Origin of the sequence: Colwellia psychrerythraea, assembly GCF_000764225.1 — a bacterium.
Classification (GTDB): Bacteria; Pseudomonadota; Gammaproteobacteria; order Enterobacterales; family Alteromonadaceae; genus Colwellia; species Colwellia psychrerythraea_D.
This window is the reverse complement of the sequence record NZ_JQED01000024.1, coordinates 17,304-43,620: the sequence shown is the minus strand read 5'-3', so window position 1 is coordinate 43,620 and position 26,317 is coordinate 17,304. Positions and strand designations below refer to the sequence as shown.

The 26,317-nt window shown below is 37.9% G+C and carries 18 protein-coding genes; 12 read left to right on the top strand and 6 right to left on the bottom strand.

The window, feature by feature from the left end:
- Positions 1 to 27: 27 nt before the first annotated feature.
- On the bottom strand, positions 28 to 1,272 hold the full coding sequence (gene nhaD, locus ND2E_RS11015; RefSeq protein WP_033093856.1) for a sodium:proton antiporter NhaD: 1,245 nt from the start codon (positions 1,270 to 1,272) through the stop codon (positions 28 to 30).
- Between the two features lie 602 nt (positions 1,273 to 1,874).
- Between nhaD and ND2E_RS22170 the strand changes: the two genes are divergently transcribed.
- The 4 genes from ND2E_RS22170 (at position 1,875) to ND2E_RS11030 (ending at position 4,969) form a co-directional block, all read left to right on the top strand.
- Complete coding sequence (locus ND2E_RS22170) at positions 1,875 to 2,315, top strand: TlpA disulfide reductase family protein (RefSeq protein ID WP_081962039.1); 441 nt, start codon at positions 1,875 to 1,877, stop codon at positions 2,313 to 2,315.
- Between the two features lie 82 nt (positions 2,316 to 2,397).
- Positions 2,398 to 2,679 carry a DUF4266 domain-containing protein gene (locus tag ND2E_RS0121515; RefSeq protein ID WP_052056525.1) on the top strand — a complete coding sequence of 94 codons (282 nt, stop codon included), beginning with the start codon at positions 2,398 to 2,400 and terminating at the stop codon, positions 2,677 to 2,679.
- The gene (locus ND2E_RS11025) at positions 2,679 to 4,013 is read left to right on the top strand and encodes a DUF3570 domain-containing protein (RefSeq protein ID WP_052056523.1); all 1,335 of its coding nucleotides are present in this window, start codon (positions 2,679 to 2,681) and stop codon (positions 4,011 to 4,013) included. Before ND2E_RS0121515 ends, ND2E_RS11025 begins: the two co-directional genes overlap by 1 nt.
- A gap of 38 nt (positions 4,014 to 4,051) precedes the next feature.
- Positions 4,052 to 4,969: an FAD:protein FMN transferase gene (locus tag ND2E_RS11030; RefSeq protein ID WP_052056521.1), complete on the top strand. Its 918-nt coding sequence runs from the start codon at positions 4,052 to 4,054 to the stop codon at positions 4,967 to 4,969.
- Between the two features lie 346 nt (positions 4,970 to 5,315).
- Here the strand turns inward: ND2E_RS11030 and ND2E_RS11035 are convergent, their stop codons facing one another.
- Complete coding sequence (locus ND2E_RS11035) at positions 5,316 to 6,431, bottom strand: DUF3083 family protein (RefSeq protein WP_033093854.1); 1,116 nt, start codon at positions 6,429 to 6,431, stop codon at positions 5,316 to 5,318.
- Between the two features lie 408 nt (positions 6,432 to 6,839).
- Between ND2E_RS11035 and ND2E_RS11040 the strand changes: the two genes are divergently transcribed.
- The 6 genes from ND2E_RS11040 to ND2E_RS11065 all read left to right on the top strand — a co-directional run bounded on the left by ND2E_RS11040 (position 6,840) and on the right by ND2E_RS11065 (position 13,599).
- A complete protein-coding gene (locus ND2E_RS11040) occupies positions 6,840 to 7,100 on the top strand; it encodes a DUF5062 family protein (RefSeq protein WP_033093853.1) in 261 nt (86 codons plus the stop codon).
- A 418-nt stretch (positions 7,101 to 7,518) separates the two neighbouring features.
- A complete protein-coding gene (aroG, locus tag ND2E_RS11045) occupies positions 7,519 to 8,577 on the top strand; it encodes a 3-deoxy-7-phosphoheptulonate synthase AroG (RefSeq protein WP_033093852.1) in 1,059 nt (352 codons plus the stop codon).
- A gap of 115 nt (positions 8,578 to 8,692) precedes the next feature.
- Positions 8,693 to 9,745: an AAA family ATPase gene (locus ND2E_RS11050; RefSeq protein ID WP_052056519.1), complete on the top strand. Its 1,053-nt coding sequence runs from the start codon at positions 8,693 to 8,695 to the stop codon at positions 9,743 to 9,745.
- 18 nt (positions 9,746 to 9,763) lie between these two features.
- Positions 9,764 to 10,780 (top strand): DUF58 domain-containing protein, encoded by a 1,017-nt coding sequence (locus ND2E_RS11055; RefSeq protein ID WP_033093851.1) that lies wholly within the window; start codon positions 9,764 to 9,766, stop codon positions 10,778 to 10,780.
- Entirely contained in the window at positions 10,777 to 12,990 is a 2,214-nt protein-coding gene (locus ND2E_RS11060) for a transglutaminase TgpA family protein (protein WP_223303604.1), read from the top strand. The genes ND2E_RS11055 and ND2E_RS11060 overlap by 4 nt, the downstream gene beginning before the upstream one ends.
- A 249-nt stretch (positions 12,991 to 13,239) precedes the next feature.
- Complete coding sequence (locus ND2E_RS11065) at positions 13,240 to 13,599, top strand: hypothetical protein (RefSeq protein ID WP_033093849.1); 360 nt, start codon at positions 13,240 to 13,242, stop codon at positions 13,597 to 13,599.
- A gap of 164 nt (positions 13,600 to 13,763) precedes the next feature.
- On the opposite strand, the gene msbA is transcribed toward ND2E_RS11065, so the two are convergent.
- From msbA to ND2E_RS22410, 4 genes are read right to left on the bottom strand one after another with little or no spacing between them, the layout of a single operon-like run.
- Positions 13,764 to 15,518 carry a lipid A export permease/ATP-binding protein MsbA gene (gene msbA / locus ND2E_RS11070; protein ID WP_033093906.1) on the bottom strand — a complete coding sequence of 585 codons (1,755 nt, stop codon included), beginning with the start codon at positions 15,516 to 15,518 and terminating at the stop codon, positions 13,764 to 13,766.
- Between the two features lie 5 nt (positions 15,519 to 15,523).
- Positions 15,524 to 16,459, bottom strand: a complete 936-nt coding sequence (locus ND2E_RS11075; RefSeq protein ID WP_052056518.1) for a lysophospholipid acyltransferase family protein — start codon at positions 16,457 to 16,459, stop codon at positions 15,524 to 15,526.
- Positions 16,449 to 16,679, bottom strand: coding sequence for a hypothetical protein (locus tag ND2E_RS11080; RefSeq protein ID WP_033093848.1), 231 nt, complete (start codon positions 16,677 to 16,679; stop codon positions 16,449 to 16,451). The genes ND2E_RS11075 and ND2E_RS11080 overlap by 11 nt, the downstream gene beginning before the upstream one ends.
- On the bottom strand, positions 16,673 to 18,433 hold the full coding sequence (locus ND2E_RS22410; protein ID WP_052056516.1) for an amino acid adenylation domain-containing protein: 1,761 nt from the start codon (positions 18,431 to 18,433) through the stop codon (positions 16,673 to 16,675). The genes ND2E_RS11080 and ND2E_RS22410 overlap by 7 nt, the downstream gene beginning before the upstream one ends.
- Positions 18,434 to 18,875: 442 nt before the next feature.
- Between ND2E_RS22410 and recC the strand changes: the two genes are divergently transcribed.
- Together recC and recB are read left to right on the top strand one after the other, a co-directional pair.
- Positions 18,876 to 22,466 carry an exodeoxyribonuclease V subunit gamma gene (gene recC, locus ND2E_RS11085; protein WP_081962038.1) on the top strand — a complete coding sequence of 1,197 codons (3,591 nt, stop codon included), beginning with the start codon at positions 18,876 to 18,878 and terminating at the stop codon, positions 22,464 to 22,466.
- A complete protein-coding gene (gene recB, locus ND2E_RS11090) occupies positions 22,466 to 26,317 on the top strand; it encodes an exodeoxyribonuclease V subunit beta (RefSeq protein WP_033093846.1) in 3,852 nt (1,283 codons plus the stop codon). Before recC ends, recB begins: the two co-directional genes overlap by 1 nt.

The window sequence follows — 26,317 nt, the reverse complement described above, 5'->3', positions numbered from 1 at the left end:
AATCATGGTAATTTAGTCGCTGAAATTTTAAGTTAATGCCCAATTTGCGGCAACATATACACCTACATAGCCTACTGTATAGGCAATGATTAAGTAAAGAGCATTGTGTAAATAACTGATGAAGTTTAAGCCTTTAACTTTACTCATTGCGATAATCCCAGCGGCTGATCCTATCACTAGAATTGAACCTCCAACGCCTGTCGCATAAGTTAAAGTTAACCATTCAGTGATTTTCATATTAACACCCGATTTCAAAAGCGCAGCAGTTAAAGGTACGTTGTCGATTACTGATGACATAAAGCCAACCAAATAATTTACGGTAATAGCGGGTAAATATTGATATAGCTGGGTGAAACCATCAAGTACACCGATTTCTTTTAAAATTCCTACCAGTAATAACACGCCTAAAAAGAAAAGTAGGGCATCGTATTCAACTTCCCTTATATAATTTAAAGCATCTTGATTGTTTTTATTGGGTAATAGGTTTGCAACTAAAAACATGATAGATAAACCAAATAAAAAGCTTAATACCGGTGGGATATGAAACATAACATTAGCGAGTAATGTACCTGAAATTGTTGCTACAAAGATAAGCGCGATAGCGATATCTGATTTTTCAATTTTAATTCGCGTTTGCACTAATTTTACTTCGCCGGATAGTTTGATTGATAACAAACTTGCTAGGGTTAAAACGCCGATAAATGACGGTAGAATAAGAATAAGTAAATTAGATATCGTTACTTTATTTTCTAAGAAAATCATCAAGGTAGTAACATCACCAGTTATAAGTGAAACACCTCCACTGTTCACTGAAAATATAATTAACGTGGCATATTTTAAACGTTTTTTTACCTCTAATTGTAAATTCATCACAACAGCGATAGAAACTAAAGTTGCCGTTACATTATCGGCAAATGAAGAAAATATAAAAGCAAAAATGGCAATGACGAACATTAAACCACGTTCAGAAATTCGCTCTGGTAGTACTCGTTGTACAAGAGCTGAAATAAAACCTTTGCTATTTAAGTAGGCAACAAAGGTCATCGCTGACATGAGAAACAACCATAAGGTGGCAATTTCAAGTAAATTTTCATTCAGTTGGTGGCTGGTTTCGGTTGCTATGTTGTTATTGATTGGAAAGATAAAAGCAAGGATCCAGCAAAGAGTACCAAAAAAGAGTGTTGTTTTGGCTTTGTTGATGTGAATTAAGTCTTCAGTAATGATCAGCAAAAAGCTGATGATAACTAAGATGAGAATAATAGTATTTATCATAGTGGGGGCTACTAACGCGTTTATAGGCCTTGGTAACGAATGAATCGAATGCAAAGGCCAGCTAAAGAAAATAAAACACTAAACATGATTTAATGTTAATGCTTAGATCAAAGCACAGAAAAATACGGTTCTCTGATAACATGAGAATTACGTTTTTTAGCGTACTAAAGTTTTAATGTATTGATTATTTTTTATAACGTTTTTGAAGGAGGACCACGGTTACAACAAGGTAAGGTATGATTATTTGGATTTTCTATCGCAATTAATTCAACAATCTGCGTTGAGTAACTGAATGCTGTAATATAGTTCTTGCTGTTTAAAAGTGCGTCAGACTCTGAGGATTCATCTGGCGAAACTTGGCAATTATATTCGTTCGTTATGCCAGTATCTGTTAAACAAGACTGAGCATAGCTTGTACTTAAAAAGCAAAAGCATAATGAAAAATACAATAAAGCAAAAGCTTTATTCGTAGTCATTATTTTATTGAATCGTTAATTTGCAACATGGTGGCACAGTATATACAGAAGTGAATTTTCAATCTATGTAAATTTAAAACTAAACTAGTCAGCTAAACGAGAAGAAAATGCAATAGGGTTATGCTGATGAAAAAAATGTTCGTTTGGGTATTACTGTTGATTATTTTTTCTGCCTCTGCCTCTGCCTCTGCCTCTGCAAGTGCAAAGCAGCAAGCATATAGTCCTGAGCAATTGTTAGAACAAGCTTTGTTAGCCCAAGAAAGTAAAGTGCTATATATTGATTTTTGGGCTTCATGGTGCAAGCCTTGTGTAAAGTCTTTTCCTTGGATGAATGAATTCAGCAGAAGTATTAGGGCAAGGGGGTTACCATCATTAGCAATTAATGTAGACTCAGAAGAAACCAATGCAAGACTATTTCTTCAAAATAACTCAGCATCATTGACAGTTATTTATGATAATAAGAGTACCATAGCCAAACACTTCTCTATTCAAGGCATGCCGACAAGTATGCTAATAGGCCGGGATGGTGAAATTAAATACCATCATTGTGGCTTTTTTACCGGCTAAAGTAAGCTGTATGTAGATGAAATAGAAGGTTTACTGTATATGACACCAAATAATCTCTCGAGCAAGACAAATAGAGGCAATCATGAAAGCGAATAAAGCTGTATTTAAAGCGCGATCGAAACCCAGTCGCTCAAAATTTAACGTAGCAAAAACTAAGTTAGCCCTGTTAAGTATTATCACACTTAGTCTCAGTGCCTGTAGTAGTTTAGGTGTTGAGCCTTGGGAGCGTGATTTATTAGCAAAAAAAGAAATGGCATTAACATCAAGTTCTATTGATGCGGCTTTGGATGACCATATCTATTTTTCTAAAGAAGCGTCTAGTGGCGGAAAGAGTTTTGGTGGCGGCGGTTGTGGGTGTAATTAATGGTTAATACCAATACGGCAAGTAAAAAAAGCAATAAAGCACCTAATATAAAAGCAGCATTATCTATAGCAACGAGTGCTTTACTTGGAACTAGTGTGTTAACCGCTGGTGTTTCGCAAGCAGAAGAAGCAGATGAGTGGCAATTTGATAGCGCATTTCTACTGTATTCAGAAACAGATAGAGTTAGCGCAACTGAAGCCATAATTGCAGGTACAAAGGTTTTTGATAATGACGAAATTTTATCTTTAAAATTAACGGTAGATGCCTTAACTGGCGCGTCAGCAAACGGTGCAGTGGTTCAACCTAATGCCCAAACGTTCACTCGTCCTTCAGGAAGTGGACAGTATGTTACACCTGCAGGTGAAACACCGCTTGATGATACTTTTCGTGATACTAGTGTTCAACTGAATGGCCAATGGACACAACCATTATCAGATAATATTACAGGGAGTGTGGGAGGGCATTTTTCTAAAGAATATGATTATTTATCCTTGGGTGTTAATGGGAATTTAGCCTATGATTTTAATAAGAAAAACTCAACATTTTCAATGGGGTTAAGTTATTTTCAAGATACATTTACCCCAGAAGGAGGCATTCCAAAACCCCATTCATCAATGTTAGTTGGTGACTCTAGTTCACCTGAGTGGGATGGGGAATTTGCTAAAACAAGGACTGGGAAAAGTGACGACAAATCCACCGCTGATATTTTGCTGGGTTTTACTCAAGTGATAAACCGTCGCATGATCACGGCTTTTAATTACTCTTATTCTATGGTTGATGGTTATTTAACAGACCCATTTAAAGTTGTTAGTGTGCTTAATCGTAATGGACTAGCCCAAGATTATATTTATGAGAGTCGACCCGATTCTCGGGTAAAACAGAGTACCTTTATGCAGGCAAAATACCATTTTGATGATAGCTTACTTAATACTGTTGCAGATGTTTCTTATCGTTATATGTGGGATGACTGGGGAATTAACTCTCATACTATTGATACCCGTTTTACTATGCCTGTGGGAGCAGCAAGTTATATTGAGCCGCATATTAGATACTACCAACAAGGGGCCGCTGATTTCTACCAACCTTATATTATTGAGGAACAAGCACCCCTAGGTTTTGTTAGTGCAGATTATCGCATTGGTGAGATGACAGCAGTGACTGTTGGCGCAAAATATGGTGTGTCACTTAATGATGGGGATGAACTTTCTTTTCGGCTTGAATACTACCGCCAAACACCAACTAATGCAGGGTTTACTGAGTTAAGTGCATTAAAAGGACAGGATATATATCCCGTTGTTGAAGCGATTATTGCACAAGTAAGTTATTCATTTTAAACTGTTAATCTTTATTTTTAGTTATTATTTTCAGCACTATGCAAGAGAAACGGGCACTACAAATAAGCAATCAAAAAGATAGCCATTGCATTCGCTTTAATGCGATGGCTAGTCCGTGTGAAGTGATAATACAAACGCAAGATAAGCGTTTAGCAATGCAAGTGGCTCAATGCGTTAGCCGTGAGGTTTGGCGCATTGAAGATAAATACAGTCGGTATGATGAACGAAGTATTTGTAGTCGAATAAATAGCAGTACTGGTGAAAAAGTGGCGATTGATGAAGAAACTTTTCTCTTACTCAACTTTGCCGAGCAATGTTATCAGTTAAGCGATGGGCTATTTGACCTTAGTTCTGGTGTGTTAAGAAAGGTATGGTCGTTCGACGGCGCAAGCGGTGAGTGCCAACACTTTCCTGAGGTAAGCGATGTAAGTCAGTTACTTCGTTTAGTAGGCTGGAACAGAGTTGTTTATGATCAAAAAACAATTACATTACCCCCAAGTATGGAACTAGATTTTGGTGGAATCGGCAAAGAATATGCTGTTGATCGTTCTATTTTATTAGCAAAAAAATTAACGGATGAGCCAATGTTAGTCAATTTAGGTGGTGATTTGGCGGTTACAGGTCCAAGACTTAATGGTCAGCCATGGCAAGTGGCTATTGAACATCCTGACTGTGACGCACTGGGTCAGCCGCAAGATATGATTGTGGCACTTAAACAAGGAGCGTTGGCAACTAGTGGAGATGCCAGACGATATTTGATAAAAGAAGGAGTTCGGTACGGACATGTGTTAAACGCTAAAACAGGTTGGCCGATAATTAATGCGCCGCGATCTATTACAACCGTAGCACCTCAATGTATTCAAGCGGGTATTTTAGCAACCCTAGCTTTATTGCAAGGAGAACATGCCGAAAAATTTTTAACTCAACAAGATATTACTTTTTGGGCAAGAAGGTAACTGATGCTATGAGAATTATATTAGTAGAAGATGATCACGGACAGTATTGGACTGATTAAGGCATGTCATTTGAGCCAGGCAAAAAACAAAAAAATTACTGGAAAGTAAGCTGTAGAATTATCATCGAAAAGTAAAATGGCTGCAATAATTTAACCTTAATTTTATTATCATTTTGAAAGGGGAAGGCCGCAAGATGAAATGCGAAACTGCGTTAATTACCAGCATTCATAGTAAAAGCCAAAGTCAATTATTACGGGGAGCTATCGAATAAGAATTCTGAGCTTGTTGTTTCTGTTGAGTAACCAGCAATATCATGCTACTCAACAGAATTGAGGTTATTTACTCTCTACTTTAAATAAAAACCAACATGCTGATGTAACCTAACCATCATTTCTTCTTGCTCGCCAACAATATCTAACTTTTGAGCAAAGGTGTGTAACGCTTGTTCTATTTCGTTAACAAATTTACCGTAGCCATGACTCGTTTTATCCTGTTCACTCGCAACAAAAATTAGCTGAACACTGTCTACTAGTTTTGCTGAATTCCACTTACAGGTATATCCGCAACTGGTATGTAAAGGGTTGTAGCTTAGCATCAATAATTCGCCTGATGTGACAACGTTTTCATCTTCACCAGACCGAACGATAGGCACTAATCCATTGGCAACGACCGCGCCGTTATTTAAGTTTTGATTTTTTGCTGCTCCGATAAACGCATCAGCGATAAGGTTGTAAAGTGGGTTGTAACGTTCTTGAGGGTTTTCATCAAGATTTGTTAGCGCACGTACGCGTCGGTTAATGGGAAAATCAACAACGGCATAAGTTAACGCTCTGGCTTGTGCAGATAATGTCTGTTGATCTGCCATGTATCTGTCTGCAATAGGTCTAAACTTATGCGCTTGACTTCCTTCAACCCCCTTATTTTTTGCAAACAAATCATAAGTTAAATGTTGATGATCACTGACGCGTATCTGCTCTGTTGGAATTTCTGTTTCTTTTCCGAAAGCTTCTAACGCTTTGATAACTACTTGGTGAAATTTAGCCGACTGACCTCTAATATCATCGCCATTAGCTAAGAAAATTAAGGTGATTTTCTTAGCTTTAGTTGCGCCATTAAAGAAAGTATTTCGGCTGGTATGATATTTAGGGTTATATAAAAATAGCACTTGCTGCTTAGTCTGCGCCGTGAATTTTTCAGGACTAAAGCGTACACGTGCAAATTTATCATTAGCGATAAATTGGGTACTTTCAAGAGCAAATTTATCATTGACAGCAAAAAATTTATTAGCAAGGTGCTGATAGAGCTTTTCAAAAGGTGTCTCACTCGTATTATCAATGAGTGGTTGATATTGCTTAATTAATCCATCAGTTAAGGCAATTTTTGCCATCAAGTATTGATTTTCTCTAGCTGATGAGGGGATATAAGCTTTGTGTTGTAAGTTTTTTGTACGTGAAATAGGCATAGTCACACCTGTAATAGTTGAGTGAATTATAGTCGTTGCCAATCAATATATGCTACAGAGCGCTCAAGTGTTTCTTCGGAGGGGATAAAATTACTTTAAGCGGTGTTAAATAATCAAAACATAGCGTGTTTATGCTTAATTTATTTTCTTGCGCTAAAGCCAAGTTTATTCCTACCAAAAACCTGAACTATGAATGGTCACGGTTATATAAGTTTATAAATATGATTATACGAGGTTGGTCGTACTTCTATATGATGTAAATCAATAGAATAGTCGGCAAAATGTTAAAAGTTGTAATCGCTTGTTTATTAGGCATATTTAAAGAAGTCTGTTTATTTTTAAGCTTGTGTTTATGCTTATTTTAACGCATGGTTATAACAATCAATATTGCTATAAGGTCGACATCCGATGAAAAAATTGAAAAATGAAGCTGAGTTACTCAAAAAAGCATTAATTATTGGTGAAAAATATGCTGTTAACCGAGGTTACAATGCTTTCTCAGCAACCAATTCAGCCAAAGACAAAGTAGAGAGCCTTTATCGTTTATTAGTCAACGATAAGCTGATTCAGCCATTAGCGGTTGATAGTGAAGATCAACCAAATATGAAACATAAACTAGCACTTTGGATAGCTAAACAGCTTCCAGAAGGGCATGAATTACTGAAATAGTAATATCAACTCCTGCTGGTATGGAAGCAAAAGCTTATGTACGTTTGCTGCGATACCAGCCCCTAGGAAAAGACTGAGCAAAGCATAATCAGCGTTACATTTCTTTTTAAAAGAATAACCTTAATAAAATTTTTTCTTAATTAAAATTATTCAGACTTGCTGAAACGAGCATCTTCAAGTGGAACGGGTATATATTTTGATTTTTCACTCATTAGACTAAATATTCTAAAAACTAGTCAGTATCGGTAATTTTACGTGGCATTCAGCCATTAACACTGCTAGATTAATATTGGGATTCTAATTAGGAATTATAATAAGGTACTTAAGGTCAATTTGCCTAGGCAAGTTACACACTGAGTATCGTCAACTTTCATTTTTACAATGAATAAACAATGAAATAGCAGTAGAGAGCCAAACTATGTACCAAACTGACGATGTACGCATCAATAAAATTAAAGATCTTTTACCTCCAATTGCCTTATTGGAACGATTTCCTGCGTCAGAGCAAGCAACAAAATCAGTCGTTGCAGGCAGAACTGCTATTCACAATATCCTCAAAGGCAAAGATGATCGCTTATTAGTTGTTATTGGTCCATGTTCTATTCACGACCCTGAAGCGGCGATGGAATATGGCCAGCGTTTAGTAAAACTGCGTGAAGAATATAAAGACAGCCTTGAGATTGTAATGCGTGTTTATTTTGAAAAACCACGTACTACCGTAGGTTGGAAAGGTTTGATCAATGACCCTTATATGGATAATAGCTTTAAACTAAATGATGGTTTACGTCTAGGGCGTAAATTATTAGTTGAGCTTAATGACTTAGGTTTACCAACAGCGGGTGAGTTCTTAGACATGATCACACCGCAATATATGGCTGACCTTATGTGTTGGGGAGCTATTGGCGCGCGTACCACTGAGTCACAGGTTCACCGTGAATTAGCCTCTGGACTTTCATGCCCAGTAGGTTTTAAAAATGGCACTGATGGCACGATTAAAATTGCTATCGATGCTATTGGCTCAGCTTCTGCATCCCACCACTTTTTGTCCGTTACCAAATTTGGACATGCTGCCATTGTGGAAACTACAGGTAATAGTGATTGTCATATCATTTTACGCGGTGGTAGAACAACTAACTTTGATGCTGATAGTGTGAAATCGGTAACCGAGCAATTAACTAGCTCTGACTTGAATACTAAGGTGATGATTGATTTTAGCCATGCTAACTCTAATAAAAAATTCGAAAATCAAATGCTAGTCTCTACAGATGTTAGTGAACAAATCAGCCAGGGTAATGATAATATTTTTGGTGTTATGGTTGAAAGTCATTTAGTGGAAGGTAACCAAAGCCTAGTGAAAGGCAAAGCTGCTGTTTACGGTCAAAGTATTACTGATGCGTGTATTGGTTGGGGTGATACTGAAAAGTTATTAAGTCAATTAAATACTGCCGTGACTAAACGTAGAATTGCAAATGATTAAGCGTAGCATAGGATTAATTGCCACTATTTTTAGCTAATAAAGGCTAACAATTCCCTTTACACTGCTTTCATGATAAAACGTCTAATTATACCTCCTTATAATTAGACGTTTTTTTATGCCTCAAGCGTTACCCCTAGTTGATAAAGTCCAAGCTAGCCAGCAGTTGATAACTGCTATTTTAGATAGAATTGAAACGGTAGTATTGGGTAAACCCAATGAGTGTCGTTTAGCACTTGCCTGTTTGCTTGCCCAAGGGCATTTGTTAATCGAAGATCTACCCGGAATGGGGAAAACCACATTAGCGCATGTATTAGCCACCACATTGGGTTTAAGTTATCAGCGTACCCAATTTACCAATGATTTATTACCGGCTGATGTTGTCGGGTTTTCAATTTTTGATAAAGAAACTAATCGCTTTGCATTGCACCAAGGTCCTATATTTAATCAAGTGGTCCTCGCTGATGAAATTAACCGAGCAAGTCCAAAAACACAAAGCGCCTTACTTGAGGCTATGGCTGAACAACAAGTCAGTATCGATGGTATAACCCATGAATTACCCTCGCCATTTTTTGTTATTGCTACCCAAAATCCACTTTTTCATGCAGGTACGTATCCTTTACCAGAGTCACAGCTTGATCGGTTTATGATGCGCTTATCGTTGGGATTTCCAGACTTAAAAGCAGAGAGGGAAATCTTATTAAGTACGGCTCAACACACGAATGAAAGTTCACATAAGGGCAATACAGATTTTACCGCAATGATTGAACAAGAAGAGTTGATTGCTATCCAAGAGGCCGTAACTCAGGTTAATGTATCTAATGATGTGCTTGATTATATTATTGCCTTAAGTCAGGTCAGTAGGCGTGCATATGGCGGTCTAGATAATGTGGTAAAATTACCCCAAGGAAATATCCCTGATATCAACTGCAGGCCTTTATCACCAAGAGCCTCAAAAGCATTATTACAAGCAGCTAAGGCGATGGCATTTATTGATAACCGAGATTATGTCATGCCTGATGATGTGCAAGCTGTATTTTATGTGGTTTGTCAGCACAGATTAGAAATGCAACCGAATCAGCAAATAGGAGCAAGTAAGTTTGATGTTTCTAGTGTGGCTAATCAAATACTTAACTGTGTTGATGTGCTAAACCCTTTGGGTTATTCATAAGGTTTATTGAAGGGAATAATGACTGTATTTTCATTACCAAAGTTATTTAAGCGTTTGATTCAAAAAAATGTTGAAAACTGGCTAACTCGCCGGATCCCATGTAAGGAAGAACACCAACTAAACAGCCGTAATATCATGATATACCCAACCCGTTTTGGTTTGTCGTATTTAGCGTTTGTTGCTTTAGTTTTTTTATTAGGGACAAACTATCAAAATAATATCATTTTATTACTTAGCTATCTGTTGGCCAGTTTGTTTATCAGTGTGATGTTGCATAGTTTTTATAATTTTTCGCAATTGCGTTTTTATAGTAAGGCACAACAAAGGCAAGGTTACGCCGGTGATGAATTGTTTTTTCCCATTCAAATTTCTGCTAATAAGGCGCATTATGATATCAATCTACATTTTAGCGATAAAACCATAAACAGTTCATGTGAGAGGGTTGCCCAATGTCAGCAGGGTAGTCATGAAGTCAACTTAATATATAAGTCCTCTACACGCGGTAGTCATGCTTTAGGAAGAGTCACAATATTTAGTGAATACTCTTTAGGCCTTTTTAAAAGCAAAACTATTTTAGATTTTGGTCACTACGCTATTATTTATCCTAAACCGATAAGTTTAAATAGAGGGCAATATCAATTATCTTCTCAATCAGATGAGCAAAGTATAGACAGTTATCAAACGTCTTCTATAGAGGGAATCGATGATTTTTCCGAGCTAAAAAGCTTTGTTAGAGGCGAGTCGAGAGCAAGAACTGCTTGGAAGCAACTAGCGAAAGGGCAAGGGCATTATTCAAAGCATTATCAATCAAGTCAGGGGCAATCAAAATGGTTGATACTACAGGAAATGCCGGGTAATGATGTAGAAATTCAATTGTCTTATTTGAGCTTTCTCGTGAATGAATTAACTGCAACAAATCAACCTTTTGGTATAGTACTTTCTGCAGAAGCACATAATAGTTCAACAAATATATCACCTAGTATGGGGTTTGCTCATCAACAGGCATGTTTAACTGCACTGGCGTTATATCGATGAATTTATTTACTAAGCAAACTACTCGAGCACCTTCGAACCATCTGGAAAATAGTAAGCATAAAATAAACGTTAGCTTAACGAGAAAAAATGCGTGGTTATTATGGTTGTGTCAATGTTTGAATATAGCTGTAATTGCCTTAGAATTAAGTTCTTGGATGCTGGCTATCATTTCATTATCCCTTGTATGGCAGGCACTTTTACTACATCAAAACCGTGATCGGAGTAAAACAAAGCAACAAAACAGTTATGTTGTCAATTCAAAGCAGCATTCAAGTGATAAAATAAAAAAGCAACAAGTTGGTCAGGTTTCACCTATATTGCTCGGAATGTTCGCTGTTCTGGGCTGTTTAGCCCTTGCGGTAACGGCTAAAGAGGTAGGCATCCTTACGACTATGGTACAACTACTTTGTTTTTCTTACGTACTTAAAGCCTTTGAAATAAAAGCCCGCAGTGATTTTTATCAGCTAATACTCTTAGGGTTATTTGTGCTGTCATCTTCACTTATTTTTAGACAAGACTTAGCTTTTTCATTTATTGTGCTCAGTTTGTTAGTGATTAATTTAGCTATTTTGTTACAGTATTTTTCATCAGAGAGCGCTTTGGTAACCAATATAAAAGTGGTGATGCTGCTACTGGGGCAAAGTATTTTGTTGGCTAGTATACTCTTTTTAGTTTTTCCTCGTTTATCACCTTTTTGGCAAGTCCCAAAAGCAAAATCAAATGAAACAGGCTTGTCAGACACTGTTAAACCGGGCGATATTGCTAATTTAACCCGCTCTACTAAACTGGCCTTTCGTGCTGATTTTGGTCAACAAAAAGTGCCTGAATATTCTCAGTTATATTGGCGTGCAGTAGTATTAGAAAACTATGATGGTAGGCAATGGAGTAAACAAAAGAGTGACGGTATTAAAACCACAAATAAAATCGATAGTTTAGCTAAGAAATCGTTGATTTTTGATGCCGGCACTACAGGCGTTAACCCGCTAAATTATCAAGTGGTAGTTGAGCCGAGTTTTCAAAAGTATTTATTTGCCTTAGCACCAGCGGTTGTGACAGGCGACAAATCCGGCATTCATGCTGAGTCAGATTTTACCTTCATCAGCTCAAGGAATATTAGCCAAGCTAAATCTTATCAATTAACCAGTTATTTAACGGCGCCATTTTCTCTTGAATTGACACAGAAGAGTAAACAAGTAAATTTGAAATACCCAAAGGGAAGTAATCCAAGACTCGAATCGTTCGCACAGCAACTACAGCACGACTATGTTGATGTACAAGCTAGGGCACAAGCGGTATTAATGTTTATCAATAAAGAAAACTATGAATATACCTTGCAACCACCTTTGCTTGAAAACAACAGCTTAGATCAGTTCTTTTTTGAGACTAAATCAGGATTCTGTGCGCATTATGCCAGTGCATTTACTTTTTTAATGCGCGCTTCAGGCATTCCTGCACGCATGGTGACAGGTTATTTAGGCGGGGAATTTAATGGTGATACTGCGCAAGAGGCAAACCCAGAGGGGCACATGAGCATATACCAATACGATGCACATGCTTGGTCTGAAATTTGGGTGGTAGGGAGAGGTTGGTTACGCATTGACCCGACAAGTGCCGTTGACCTTGAACGTATTAACTCAGGTTGGTCTTCCGAGCTGTTACAAGAACAATCGGCACTGAATGATGACCTATTGAGTTTATATCAATTAAAGAATACGGCATGGCTAAATGCTTTACGTTTACAATTTGACGCTCTCGATTATCAATGGACCCGCTGGGTCATTGGTTTTACCACTAAACAGCAATATAATTTATTTAACGATTTATTTGGCAAAATGGCTGCATGGAAATTAGCGACAATTATTGCCGTATCACTGATTGTCAGCATAACAATGTTGATGTTATTTCTACACCTGATAAATCGTGTTAAGCAAAAGAAGATACCGCTAGCTAAGTGGCAAATTTTTTACCATAAAGCGTTGACTCAATTAGCAAAGCAGGGGATCGAGAAACCCACAGGCATGACAGTTAATGATTTTGCAAAACAAGTCAGAGAGCAATCTCCCGAATTAGCCATCGCCTTTACTCGTCTAAGCACAAGTTATAATAGACTGTGTTATCAAACACTAACAATTAATGAGCAAGCTAAAATAGCATTAACTATGCAACAGCAATATCAACAATTGCTTCATACTTTGAAACAACAGCAATAACTAGAGCGCAATTAGACTTGACTATCACAATGCTAAATTGTTTGAAATTTAATTCCGTTGGTATTATTCATATAATTGAAACATTTAACCGCTAGTCTAGTGAACAGGAAAGAAATGTGCCTTGTTGAGTAGTCTAATTTCTTCTAAGTTTAAAGTAAGCCTAAGTAAAGTTTTGTCTTGAGTTATAGGTCAAATAGATAACTATTTTTTAGGTGCTTTCTACGTAACATTAAACATGGAGTAGCTGTTATGCCAAATATCCCAAGTGATTACGATAATAGATTTGAAAGGAAATTGACTCTAGCTGAACGTTCCAGAATGGCTGTTTTAGTGGCTGTAATTAGCTATTTTACACTTATTGGCTGGGTAGTTGCGTTGGTTATTTATGATAAACATCAATCATCATTGGCAAGTTTTCATTTACGCCAATCGTTAGGTCTCATCATAACGGGGGCAATTTTATCCTTGATCCCATTAGTGGGCTGGTTACTCAATATAGGGGTCTTTTTAGCCTGGGGAGCAGGGATTTATGCTGCTGTCCAAGCACAAGAATATAAAGTACCATTATTAGGTAGTTTTTTTCAGCAACATTTAGATTTTATTGAATAGCACCAATTTGATAAATCATTGTTCTTATGTGCTGATTAGCATATACCAAGGTGCTATCGCTATCAGTCTCAATAGCCAACTTTGCTTGATAAGCGGCTAACTCTGACTTGTTTTCTCTGCACTTGTGCGGCTCTGCGACTGAATAAAGAGGGTAAAATAGCGTTTTACTGATCCTTATATAGTGCTTGATAATAACCGGCTTTAGCAAGTAAGGTTTTATGACACCCTTGCTCAATTAATCGGCCTTTATTGATGACGACAATTTCATCAACATGTTGAATGCTTGATAATTTATGAGCAATAATCAGCACGGTTTTGTTTTTAGTTAACTGAGTTAGCGCTTGTTGAATATGTTTTTCACTGTGGTTATCTAAAGCTGAAGTAGCTTCGTCTAGTACGATAATGCTCGCATCGCGTAAAATAGCGCGAGCAATAGCTATACGTTGTCTTTGACCTCCCGATAAATTGCGACCATTTTCGCCAACTCGTGTTTGCAGACCCAACGGTAAATCTTTAACGAAGGCCATCACATTTGCATTTTGTGCTGCACATTCTATCTCTGTATCTGTTACGGTGCGATTACAACCAAAACTAATGTTATTTGCTAACGTATCATCAATGAGAACTATGTCTTGTGAAACGAAGGCAAATTGGGCTCTTAGCGAGCTTAAACTATAGTCTTCAATGGCAATATCATTAATAAAAATACTTTGTTTCGGCGATTGGTATAAGCGCAGTAATAAACGAGCCAAAGTACTTTTTCCACTGCCAGATCCTCCAACAAAGGCAATACTCGTTCCGCCTTTTATATCCAATGAAAAGTTAGAGAGGGCAGGTTGTGTTGTTCCATCATAAGTGAAGCTCAAATTATTAAATTCTATGCTGGCACACTGAACGGATAAAGTTTTGCTGCCATTATCATACTCCTCTTGCTCATCTAAAAAACTAAATAGGCTGTTTGCTGCAATTAAGCCTCTTTGTAATTGTTGGTTAATATTACTGAGTTGCTTTAGTGGTTTGAGCAATGAACCCATAGCAATTAATATCAGGGTAAAACTACCAGGGGTAAGTTGATTAAGAACTTGATCGATACTTGCCAGCAACAAAACAGCAGAGATAGCGAAAGAGGCAATAAGCTGAATAATAGGGTTACTAATAGCAGTTGTTGCTTGTAGTTTCATGTTTTGTTGGCGATTATGGTTGTTTATAGTCTCAAATTGTTCGCTTATTTGTACGCTTGTATTGAGCAAAACTATTTCTTGTTGATTTAAAATAGCTTGCTCTGTTTTGTTACTCACTAGGCCCATGCTGCTTTGTAATTTGCGGCTAATGTGTTTAAATCGTTTTGAAACTTTATTTATAATCAAGGCAATAACAGGTACTACGATTAAGAAAATGGTAGTTAGCTGCCAACTGTTGTAAACCATCATCGAAAATAATACGAGAATAATAACAGTCTCTCTAATGGCAACGACCACTGCACTTGCAAAGGCTTGTGATAGTTGTTCAGTATCATAAATTATTTTTGAAATAAGGCTGCCGCGATTATTTTGGTCAAAATACGCTCTCGGCAAAAATAACAACTTTTCAAAAGCTTGTTGGCGTATCTGATAAGTTACTTTACTACTGATATAGGCTATTGCGTAGCTTGAGGTAAAACTTGCTAAACCGCGTAGAAAAAAAATACCTACCACTAATAAAGCGCCTAACTGAAGGGTATGACTATCTGCCTTGCCTAAGCCTTGATCGATCAGCGGTTTAACAAAGTAAATCATGCCTGCATCTACTAAGCTGAACAGGCAAAGTCCTATCAAAGCAATGAAGATGAAATTGGTGTACACCTGATAATAGGAGAAGAGCCGTGAGTAAAGGGTAGTGTTACCCTCTGCTTTTTCTTTTGTTTTTGTCTTTTGCGCCATGAGTGCTAATTTTTCCAACGTTTATATGACCAATACCATTGATTAGGGTATTGCCTGATTATTTGCTCAAACCTTAGGTAAATCTTTGACATTATTTGTTCAACACTTGGCTCAGTAACTTGTGCTATTGATTGTTTTTGGCAATGTTTTGAAGTTTCATTTTCTGTTGGGTTTGACTGTACATAGAGAGTTTCAAAAAATACTTGCACTTGTCCATCTCCTTGATAAATTGCGTAAGCTAATAACAACGGCTTTTTACTCATTTTTGCCAATAGCGCGATACCTGCAGGCGCTTTTGTCTCCTGATTGAAAAAGGTCACCTTGGTTTGGTTTGCATAAAGATCACAATGCAAAGAGATATACGCATTACTGCCAGCTTCTTTTAATAGCTCACTAAAGGCGTTGCTCGCGTTTTTATTGATAGCAGTTATGTTAACTGCAGAATAAAAATCCATTGGTTCGGCTAAAAATTGTGGAATATTGGTGAGCGTGACAGACTTATTCGCAAACTTTGCTACTGCTAATGGTACTGCTTCATAACAACCTAAGTGCATAGTTGCGATACAAGCACCTTGACCCGATTGTAAAATCTGTAAGGTATCTTCATCACAGAAAATATCAGGGTCAATTTCTGTAAGCCAAAAAGATTCTGCAACACCGTAAGCACAGTTGCCATATGCATCAAATGCTAAATCGGTCGCTTCTTTTATACTTAGCTCTGGCATTGCATTACTTATATTCTTTATTGCTCTTGTTTTTGTTTTTTTTGCAAAATATAAAATCGTCTTGCCAATATTTTTTACCAGTTTTTGTCGACTAATTCTGTTTAGCTTAGTTAAGCCCGCAATCAGCAAATTTAGTAGTTTACCGAGCGACCTTTGGTTGAACGATATGCGTTCTCTAGCTGTTTCAGCAGGCTTATCAAACTTGTTAACTGTCATAATGATGTTCAACCCAACTAATAAACTGATCTATTTGTTTTAAATTGCCTGATAACGCCTGTTCAAAGGGTAATTTCAAATTAAATTTTTGTTCGAGTTCAAGAATTAACATCATGAAATCAAATGATTTGATGGTACCAAGTAAATGGTCCGATAAATCTGTTAATGGGCAATGAGTTTTGCCTTCAATAAAATGAATAATGCTTTGCTGGATTAACATGGTGTAACCTCTAGAGGAGAATGTTTATTATTGCTGACCGATAGCTTATTTTTTCTATCATTAAGCAGTGTTTTGATATCTACTTTTCCGCTGACATTTCGTGGCAAAGCGGCGGCAAGAATAAATTCATCAGGCATCATATAAGCGGGTAAATACTGTAAGCAATGTTGTCTTAACGCCGTTATTAAGGGCTGATTTATATCCTCAGAATGGAGGGTAGGGTTTACGACTTTAGCTGTTTCTATAAAAGCTATAATAGTTGTGTTATCCGCTACTTCTGCTTGTGCTGACACTACACACCAAGTTACATCGTTTGAAAAACTCACAATAATGTCTTCGATTTCTGCTGCTTCAACCCTGTGTCCAGATATTTTAAATTGATGGTCATTACGGCCATGAAAAACGATGTCTTGCTGTTCGTTGTAATAGACAATATCTCCCGTTCGGTAGTAACGTATGTGCGTTTCTGTTGTATCGTTAGTTAAAGTGATAAAGGCTTGTTGGGTTTTCTTTGTATCTTGAAAGTAGCCTTCAACAAGCTGATCACCAGCTAGATATAGTTCGGCCAACGTATTGGGTGAGGTGATTTTTTGGTTATCAATGACTAATAATGTGGATAAGCCAGGTAAAGCTTTCCCAATCGGTACTGAAGCTGAAGTGATAGATTTATTCTTACCCAATTCATAATAGGTCGCCGTAATAGTGCACTCAGTCGGTCCGTAAATATTTATCACCCGGCTATTATCGGCACATTGCTGCCATTTCTGTGCTTGCTTGGTTAATAACTTTTCACCACCGAAACAGCTTATTCTTAAATCGGGCAGTTGCTTTGGTTTGAGTAAACTCAGTCTATCCATAAAAGAGAGAACGGAGGCAACAGCTGAAAATACGGTTAATTTATGTTGTTTTATAAATGCTAGCGGACACATGAGTTGTTCGGTGGGTATCACGTAAAGTGCCGCACCTTTGCTCCAACAACTAAACATGTCGTGTACTGAAAGATCAAAAGATAATTCAAAAAATTGACTTACTTTATCGGTCGCATTTAATTGTAATAATGGGTCGAGTCTTTGTAGGTGGTTAACAATATTTTTATGACTGACGGCAATACCTTTAGGTGTACCAGTGCTACCAGAGGTAAATAAAATGTATGCGTTTTTATTTACAGTATTTAATTTAACTTCTGCTGCGTGTAATTGAGCTGCTAATGAGCAACTAATATTGCTACTAATTGCTAGTGGCATGGGCGCCGAAGAAAAAGCGCCCACAGCAGAAACAACTAAAGCAAGTTCTTCAATATCAAAGCATTGATGATGCCAATTATTGGCTAACCAGTTGGGTTGGTTAGCGCCCAAATAAATGACAATTAAAGATTGTTGAGTTAATTGTAATAACTCTGTCGGATCTTCACTTTCAGCAACCAGCAGTACTCGGCTATTTATTTGTGCCAACACTTTGCTATTTCGGTTGGCGGGCTGTTTATTATTTAAGGGTACATAAGCGTTATTTGTACTTAAAATAGCTAATATTCCTGCGTACATTTGCCATTGTCGACCTCCATACACGGCAACAGGGCTTTGCTCTTGATTAAAGTGAGCAATGTAATTCCCCCATTGTTGACTTAATTCAAATAACTTTTGATAAGTAAATATTTTTACTTGTGTGGTATCACTTCTGATGTCATTCGTATGCAATGCGATGTTATTAGGAAATTGACGTACAGCATTTAAAAAACTTGCTTGATATAAATTCATAATGATATTCCAGGAACTGATTCAATGAATATAAAGTTATATAAAGTCTGCTTTTTCTTCAGTATGAGTAATGTCGACAAACTGTCGAAACAATGTAGGTCTTTGTTAAAAAGTGTAAAATCTGACAAAAATATAATAAGTATTTTCGTTGATATATGATTAATTTAACTCGTATTCTTTATAACCTTATGGTTAAATTTATCTTAGGGTCTGTTGAACGTTCGAGATTTTTTTTGCAGCGGTTTGTTGGATAGTATTTGCTTAGCGTGATTAGGCTACACACTACTCGCCGCGATTAAAACCCTTTACTATCTTTAAAAAAGGTGAATAAAATTAACCGCGAAAGATCAATAGACCCTAGTTTTAATTCTCAATTTATAATGTATTTTATTCGCCCTGTTTTAGGGAATGTTCTCCTTTACCCAACCGTTAAGGTATTATCTTGATCCACCTTTATCCTGCCAATAAAATGGAAAATTTGTTGCTTCTACTCAACAAAATTTCCCAACTTTCCCCGTTAGGTGTCTTCAACCAAGAAGTCATTGTGGTACAAAATGCAGGTATGCAGCACTGGCTTAATTTAGCTATTGCACAAGAACGTGGAATTAGCATGAATATGCGTTACGCGTTACCTGCGCAATTTCTTTGGAAGCTAATAAGAACGCTTGCTAGCGATGAAAAGGTACCTGACCAATCACCATACTCCCGAGAAGTTCTTTGCTGGCGAATACACGCACTTTTAGCACTAGATTCTGTTATTGAAGATGATGATTTTCGTCAAGCTACCCACTATTGGCGTGGCGAAACTACGATAGACGAAAAGGAAAATAATACTGTTAATGAGGGCAAGCATGCACAACTAAAACGTTACCAATTAGCTACACAATTGGCCGATTTATATGAGCAATATTTGATTTTCAGACCACAGTGGTTAGATAGTTGGGAAAAAGGAAATTTTGAACTTAACGGCTTAGAAAACGTATCAGCCAGCGAACACAAGTGGCAAGGTAAGTTATGGCAATTATTAATTGAGCAATTATCTTATAACCCTGTTGAATTAATGCAAGATGCTATTGCTAATATTGAAGAGAAAAAAGACCTTATACCACCACGCATTAGTTTTTTTGGTCTTAATACCATGGCGCCAATGTGGTTAGATTTTATTAACGCCTTAAGTGAGCATGTTGAAGTACATTTCTTCCATCTTAATCCGTGTTTCTCTTATTGGGGAGATGTACTTACCGATAAACAAGAAGTTAAAGAAAAATACGCTTTAAATAAGTTATCACAATGGTCAGATGATGCAGCTGAGCCATTAAGTTATGTCGGCAATCCATTATTAGCGAATTTGGGCCAACAAGGGCGTGAGTTTATCTCAATGTTACAAGAGTATAGTACCATTGATGTTGAGTTATTTGAGCAGGCTAAATCTGCTCAGCCTACCAATGATGAAAGCGATGTAACCAGCATTTTGCACCATCTTCAAAATGATATTTTATCTCTAGTTGATGCCAGATCGCCTGTTGTTGGTGGGGTTGTCGACCCTAAAGCAGTGCAGTATGACGATTCGATTGTTATCACGAGTTGTCATAGTGCTTTGCGAGAAGTACAGGCACTTCACGATTATTTATTACATCAGTTTAATCGAGACAAGAGTTTAACCCCTAAAGACATCTTGGTTATGTGTCCACAAATAGAACAATATGCCCCGTATGTAAATGCAGTCTTTACTCGCGGTTGGCAAGATATTGCAGGTGAAGTTCCGCCACTGCCTTGTTCAATTGCCGATCGTAGTGCCAAAGATAGTGACCCGCTAGTGGCTGCTTTTACTGAGCTACTGTCATTACCCGATAGCCGGTTTGGTGTTTCACAATTATTAGCCTTTTTACGTTTACCTGCCATGGCCAGTAAGTACTCTATTAACGGCGAAGACCTGACTAAAATTTCAGCTTGGTTAGAGCAAGCGACGGTGCATTGGGGCTTAGATCTGAATCACAAACAATCATTGTTAGGTTTACAAGCGAACGCTTCTTTTACCTGGCAACAGGGCTTATCCCGTTTATTACGGGGTTTTGCTTATGCTGATAGCGAGCAAATTTACCAAGAGCAATTATTGTTGAGCAATGTTGAGGGCAGTGATAGCGTTCTACTCGGCCAGTTAATGCTATTTATTGAGCAACTACATTACTTTAGTGAAAACCTACAACGCTCTCGCACGGCAATTCAATGGCAAAGCTTCTTACTTGAGCAATTAAGCCATTTATTTAGCCGAGTCGATGCTGACAATGTCAGCTATGAAAATAGCTTAATGGTGATTGAAAAAGCCATTGCAGGGCTCATTGAGCATTGTCACCATGCAAAGTTCGAAGACGATATCTCATTGCTAATAGTGGTAGATTATTTAACACAACATTTTAGCCAAGGCGATGCCAGTAAGCAGTTTATGGTAGGCCAGGTAACCTTTTGCTCTATGTTACCTATGCGAAGTATTCCATTTAAAGTCATTGCAGTTCTAGGGTTAAATGACGGTGAGTTTCCTAGACAACGCCAAGCCTTGGGCTTTGATCTTATGGCGTTATCAAAAGCACAATTAGGCGATAGATCACGCCGTGGTGACGATAGGTACTTGTTTCTCGAGGCAATTATTTCAGCGAGAAACTCGTTATACTTGAGTTATCAAGGTCGAAACATCAAAAATAATAATGAAAAACAGCCGTCATTAGTGGTAAAAGAACTGATGGAATATCTAGCCCAAGGTTACGGATGGCAGTTTTCGCAAGATCAGGACGGTGCTGGTACCAATGATGGTAAGAGCGAAAGTCATAAATCCGCTATCTATCAATTAGCCATGCAAGCTTTTAGTGCTAAAAATTATCAAGGGGCTTGGCCTAGCTTTGATGCCAACTGGTTAGCGCTAGGACAAAATTCCAACAGTGATCATGACCTTAGCGGACCAGAAGATTCTATGCTAACCATCGAATGCGCTTCTTATACAACAGAGCAAACGCATCAAGTGGGTTTATCTTGCCAGCAATTAATACGTTTTTATCAGCACCCTGCAAAAATGTTTGCTCAACAGCAACTTAATTTATATTTTGAAAATCACAATACTCTACTTGAAGATGTTGAGCCCTTTAGTGTTAATCACTTGCAAAGTTACTTACTACGACAAGACTTGCTCAATGCGGCTTTAACGGGAACCATGAAGTCACCATTAACTAACGTTGAATTTGAACAGGTGATAACCCGCGCGCAGTTATCAGGTAAATTTCCTGATTTACCGACAACTAACGATCTTTTTGATGATTATCAGCAGGATGTCCAACAATTTAGCGAAGCAATTAACCAAGGTGGCTGTAATAATCCAGAGTTAATAGACTGCAATATACTGCTTACTGTTGATCAAGTAACCGTTAGCTTGACTACGCAATTAGCGGTAAAAAATAATGTATTAGTGCATTATCGGAGCTCAAGCGCCAAGGCCAAAGACAAATTTACCATGTATTTGCAGCAACTTGTCGTACAAGTATGGCAACAACAGACGATTGCCAATAGTACAAAAAGTGACGACGACAATACGCTTAAACTACAGCAGGTAACTGAGACCATTGGTTTATATTTTAATACCAAGGCTCAGAAAGTAGAAGAGTTTAGTGTCGCGAACATTGAGGATGCAAAAACAAAACTGATTAATCTTATTAAGATGTTTTTTAAAGGACAACAACAAGTTTTGTTGTTAAATGGTGAATTGGCGGAGCAGGTGTTTACTAAAAAACGCGGCCAACTCGTTGAAATGACGCAAGCGCGTTTTGAAGGATTGTGGCTTGGTGATATGAGTACACGTGGTTTAAGTGATGATGATTACCTGAGTTATTTTTGGCCTGAATGCCCGCTTTACCAGAATCACCAAGCTGAGCTAGAGTTTACCTATCAAGATTTGTATCAAGTTGTGGTTAAAAAATCAGCCAAACCAGCCGCTAAAAAGGCGAGCAAAACTCCCGCTAAACCATCGACTAGTAAGGAGGCTAAATAATGACTCGACCGACTACTTCAGGCGTACAGCAAATAACGGCTAAAGCAAACCATCCAGAGGTAATACTGCAAAACCTTGATTCAGCCACCATTAAACTCAGTGGCAAACATCTTATTGAAGCGAGCGCTGGAACGGGGAAAACCTATAATATTACCCGTATCTATCTACGCTTGTTACTCGAACGAGAGTTAACGGTTGAACAGATATTATTGATGACCTTTACCAAAGATGCGACCCAAGAGCTACGAGGTCGTATTGATGCCTTTATTCGTTTAGCGTTGAGTGACTGGGATGTATTGTGTGAAGAAGACGCCTATTTTACTACTCTTAACGGACGTATTGAACAAAAACAGCGAGAATTTTTACTCAAACGCGCGTTACTGTTTCTTGATGAAGCGGCTATTTTTACTATTCATGGTTTTTGTCAGCGGGTATTAAATCAATATGCCTTTACCAGCGGGTTACCGTTTAATGCCAATATGGCGGCCAATTCGTCTGAAATAACCCTACAAGTTTGTCAAGATTGGTATCGCAGTTTAGCTAAATCCGATCATGAAAGTTTTCTATTGCTCGCTAGTTTTTGGGCAACGCCAGATAGTTTTTTATCCAGTTTTAGTAAAGCCATAGGCCACACCAGCGCGTTATCTGTTGTGGATGTTGAAAGTATTGAAGCTGATTTCATTGCTTTAGTACGCCTGGCAGCGCAAACGTTAACGGCCAACAGCGATTTATTTGAAAATGCTTTGATACTGGTTAAAAAGGGCGCTGAGCAAGAAAAAAGGCGTGACGAGCTATCTCAATTAAAAAATTGGCTTGAAAGTATTGTCAGCAAAGAGTTATCACTGCTTGATGTTGGCGCAGGTAAGGTCAAAATGCCGGATGGTTTTTTTGATGGCAAACGTTATGCGCGATCGACATATAAAGCTGAGTTGCTTGAAGCGTTTGCCCCAGTAAAAGAAGTGAAAGAGCAAGTAAAGAAGATAGCCAACAATATCAACAAAGCGAAAGCTTTTGGCATTGTTAAGTCGGGTATTTACATAATTCGACAGCAAGTCATTGAGCAGAAACAAGCGCTTAACTTATTAGACTTTGACGATTTAATTAATACCTTAGCCGATTGTCTTCAGTCTGACGATTCAAACGGTGAAAACACTCAGCTACTAGCGAAACAGCTGCTGGCACAATATCCTGTGGCCTTAATTGATGAGTTTCAAGATACTGATCCTAAGCAGTTTGGTATCTTACAATCGATTTATTATGGTAGTAATGCTAAACATGCTAATGCGGGTTTATTTCTGATTGGCGATCCAAAACAGGCTATTTATGGCTTTCGAGGTGGTGATATTTTTGCCTACTTAAATGCCCGCAGCGGCTGTGATCATCATTGGTTGATGGATACTAATTGGCGATCAACACCGCAGATGATTGCAGGTTATAATCAGCTTTTTACCTATAATCGTAACGAGACTTCAGTTTCACAAACTACCAACCAACAAGGCGAAAGTGTCTTTGGTTTCGGTATTCCTTATTTACCCGTTTTGGCTGGTAAAAAGTGCAAAGAGTCTACTCAAAACCAACAAGTTATCTCAGATAGTGATAAAGCGCTGCAATTTATTCATTTTACCAGCGAAGAGACATCTAATGGTACTAAGCCACAAGGTGATAAAATTAGTCAAGGTAGTCGTCCTATGCTTGCTAACTGGTGTGCCAATGAAATTGTCAGCTTGTTAGCATCAACAGAGGCTTCGACTGGCAACACTGTTCAAACGGCATCTGGTGTCAAACCAAAAGACATTGCTATTTTAGTCAGGGATGGCGCAGAAGCACGAGACATACAATATGCTTTGCAACAAGCGGGTCTTGATAGCGTATTTTTATCAGATAGAGCCAATTTATTTCATTCTCCCCAAGCTAAGCAATTATTGGGTTTACTCAAAGGTGTGCTGTTACCTGAAAATGAACGATTATTTGTCGCTGCTTTATCGTGTGGTTTATTAGGCTTTGATTCCAATAAATTACATCAATTACAGCAAGATGAAATGGCCTATCAAACGATGAAGTTTGCGTTTGTCGATTATCGTACGCAATGGCAACGACAAGGGTTTATCACCATGGCGATTACCTTGTTACACGACTTGTTTGATGTGCCAAAAAATAATAAAGATCGCTGTTTAACTAACGTGCTGCATTTATTTGAGATATTGCAAGCAGCGAGTGTTCGATTAAGCCAAGGACAAGAGCTTGTTCATTGGTTTGAGCAGCAGTGTCATCTTGAAAGTAATGATGTGGAAGCTGAATTACGTTTAGAAAGTGACGGGGATCTGATCCGTTTGATCACTCAACATGGCTCTAAAGGCCTTGAATACCCTTATGTGTTTATTCCTTTTGCTTGTCGTCATAAAGATCCATTAAAGTTTGGCAATAAATCGGTGAGTTACCTTGAGTACCATGATGCACGGGGTGAACTGTGTTTAAGTCTAGATGGCTCAAAAGAAGCAAAAAAAGCCATGAGCAATGAGGCTTATGCTGAGAGTATTCGTTTGCTTTATGTTGCAATAACTAGAGCTGAACGAAGATGTTACGTGCTTTGCTGCGCTTTTGATGCTTATCACCTTTCACCTTTAGGTAAAACATTACAACTTCATGAACAAGAAAGCATGATTAAGCCGTTACAGACATTAAAAGCAAGTGCCGAACACGCTATTGGTATCCGTGAGGTATCTCTCGATTGTTCTATTGCTGCGGATGCCTTAGCCAATACACAAGGCGCTGAAACTCAGGCGTTTGTTCAGGCTGGAGTCAGTAGATTTGTCGGCAAAATAGAGCGAGATTGGTGGTTAAGTTCATTCACCGCGATAAGCCGAAATATTCGTCATGCAGGGGTATCAAACCCTGATCGAGATACTGATATTGAAGGGCGGAAATTTGACGCTTTACATGCAGCTGTCGAGCCTGATGAAATTGAAAATGCGACTGCAGAACAAATTTGTTTTCAATTAGCTAAAGGTGCGCATACAGGTAACTTATTGCACGATGTTTTAGAGCAAACTGATTTTTCTGAGCCTGATTGGCAAGAAAGTTTAGAAAAGCCACTGTTAGGGTATGGTGAGCTAAACCCCAGTAGAGTGGAAGATAATAATTCGGCATATACAACGGACGATTTGATTCACTGGTTAGAACAAGTGATTAATGCACCATTTATTTCAGATGATCACAGTAATTTCAACAATGAACATGAACAACTTGGTTGTTTGGCTGATATAAGTCTTAATAAAACATTACGTGAAAGTGAGTTCTATTTCCCTATGCAAGGTGAGGGCACGAATGCCTTAGCTATTTTGCTTACCGATCACCGAAAAAACGCACAGCGAAATGCAAGTGAAGGAAAAAACCTAGATACTGACCCAGAAATAAATAATCCATCAAACAACAGCTTAAAATATCCAGTGATGTTACCTAGTTACAAAAAATTATCTGGTATGATGCACGGTTTTATCGACTTAATTTTTGAGTATCAAGGTAAATATTATCTGTGTGATTATAAGTCGAGTCACTTGGGTGATAGTTTTCAAGATTATCATTTTGCTGCATTGCTCGATAATGTTGAGAAAAATTACTACGACTTACAATACTTAATTTACGCATTAGCATTACATCGCTATCTAGCGCAAACGTTAGTGGATTACGATGTTGAACAGCATTTTGGTGGTGTGTATTATTTATATTTACGTGGCATGACAACAGCGCCTGAGCATAAAGGTGCTGGAGTTTATTATCGAAAAATTACAGCACAAGAAATCAATAATTTAGATACGCTTTTTTCTAGTGAAAAATGCAATGAGGAAGCGTAG

What these genes read in the sequence shown, in the direction of transcription:
- nhaD (WP_033093856.1), bottom strand. Translation starts at nt 1,272, where the DNA reads ATGATAAATACTATTATTCTCATCTTAGTTATCATCAGCTTTTTGCTG.
- ND2E_RS22170 (WP_081962039.1), top strand. Translation starts at nt 1,875, where the DNA reads ATGAAAAAAATGTTCGTTTGGGTATTACTGTTGATTATTTTTTCTGCC.
- ND2E_RS0121515 (WP_052056525.1), top strand. Translation starts at nt 2,398, where the DNA reads ATGAAAGCGAATAAAGCTGTATTTAAAGCGCGATCGAAACCCAGTCGC.
- ND2E_RS11025 (WP_052056523.1), top strand. Translation starts at nt 2,679, where the DNA reads ATGGTTAATACCAATACGGCAAGTAAAAAAAGCAATAAAGCACCTAAT.
- ND2E_RS11030 (WP_052056521.1), top strand. Translation starts at nt 4,052, where the DNA reads ATGCAAGAGAAACGGGCACTACAAATAAGCAATCAAAAAGATAGCCAT.
- ND2E_RS11035 (WP_033093854.1), bottom strand. Translation starts at nt 6,431, where the DNA reads ATGCCTATTTCACGTACAAAAAACTTACAACACAAAGCTTATATCCCC.
- ND2E_RS11040 (WP_033093853.1), top strand. Translation starts at nt 6,840, where the DNA reads ATGAAAAAATTGAAAAATGAAGCTGAGTTACTCAAAAAAGCATTAATT.
- aroG (WP_033093852.1), top strand. Translation starts at nt 7,519, where the DNA reads ATGTACCAAACTGACGATGTACGCATCAATAAAATTAAAGATCTTTTA.
- ND2E_RS11050 (WP_052056519.1), top strand. Translation starts at nt 8,693, where the DNA reads ATGCCTCAAGCGTTACCCCTAGTTGATAAAGTCCAAGCTAGCCAGCAG.
- ND2E_RS11055 (WP_033093851.1), top strand. Translation starts at nt 9,764, where the DNA reads ATGACTGTATTTTCATTACCAAAGTTATTTAAGCGTTTGATTCAAAAA.
- ND2E_RS11060 (WP_223303604.1), top strand. Translation starts at nt 10,777, where the DNA reads ATGAATTTATTTACTAAGCAAACTACTCGAGCACCTTCGAACCATCTG.
- ND2E_RS11065 (WP_033093849.1), top strand. Translation starts at nt 13,240, where the DNA reads ATGCCAAATATCCCAAGTGATTACGATAATAGATTTGAAAGGAAATTG.
- msbA (WP_033093906.1), bottom strand. Translation starts at nt 15,518, where the DNA reads ATGGCGCAAAAGACAAAAACAAAAGAAAAAGCAGAGGGTAACACTACC.
- ND2E_RS11075 (WP_052056518.1), bottom strand. Translation starts at nt 16,459, where the DNA reads ATGACAGTTAACAAGTTTGATAAGCCTGCTGAAACAGCTAGAGAACGC.
- ND2E_RS11080 (WP_033093848.1), bottom strand. Translation starts at nt 16,679, where the DNA reads ATGTTAATCCAGCAAAGCATTATTCATTTTATTGAAGGCAAAACTCAT.
- ND2E_RS22410 (WP_052056516.1), bottom strand. Translation starts at nt 18,433, where the DNA reads ATGAATTTATATCAAGCAAGTTTTTTAAATGCTGTACGTCAATTTCCT.
- recB (WP_033093846.1), top strand. Translation starts at nt 22,466, where the DNA reads ATGACTCGACCGACTACTTCAGGCGTACAGCAAATAACGGCTAAAGCA.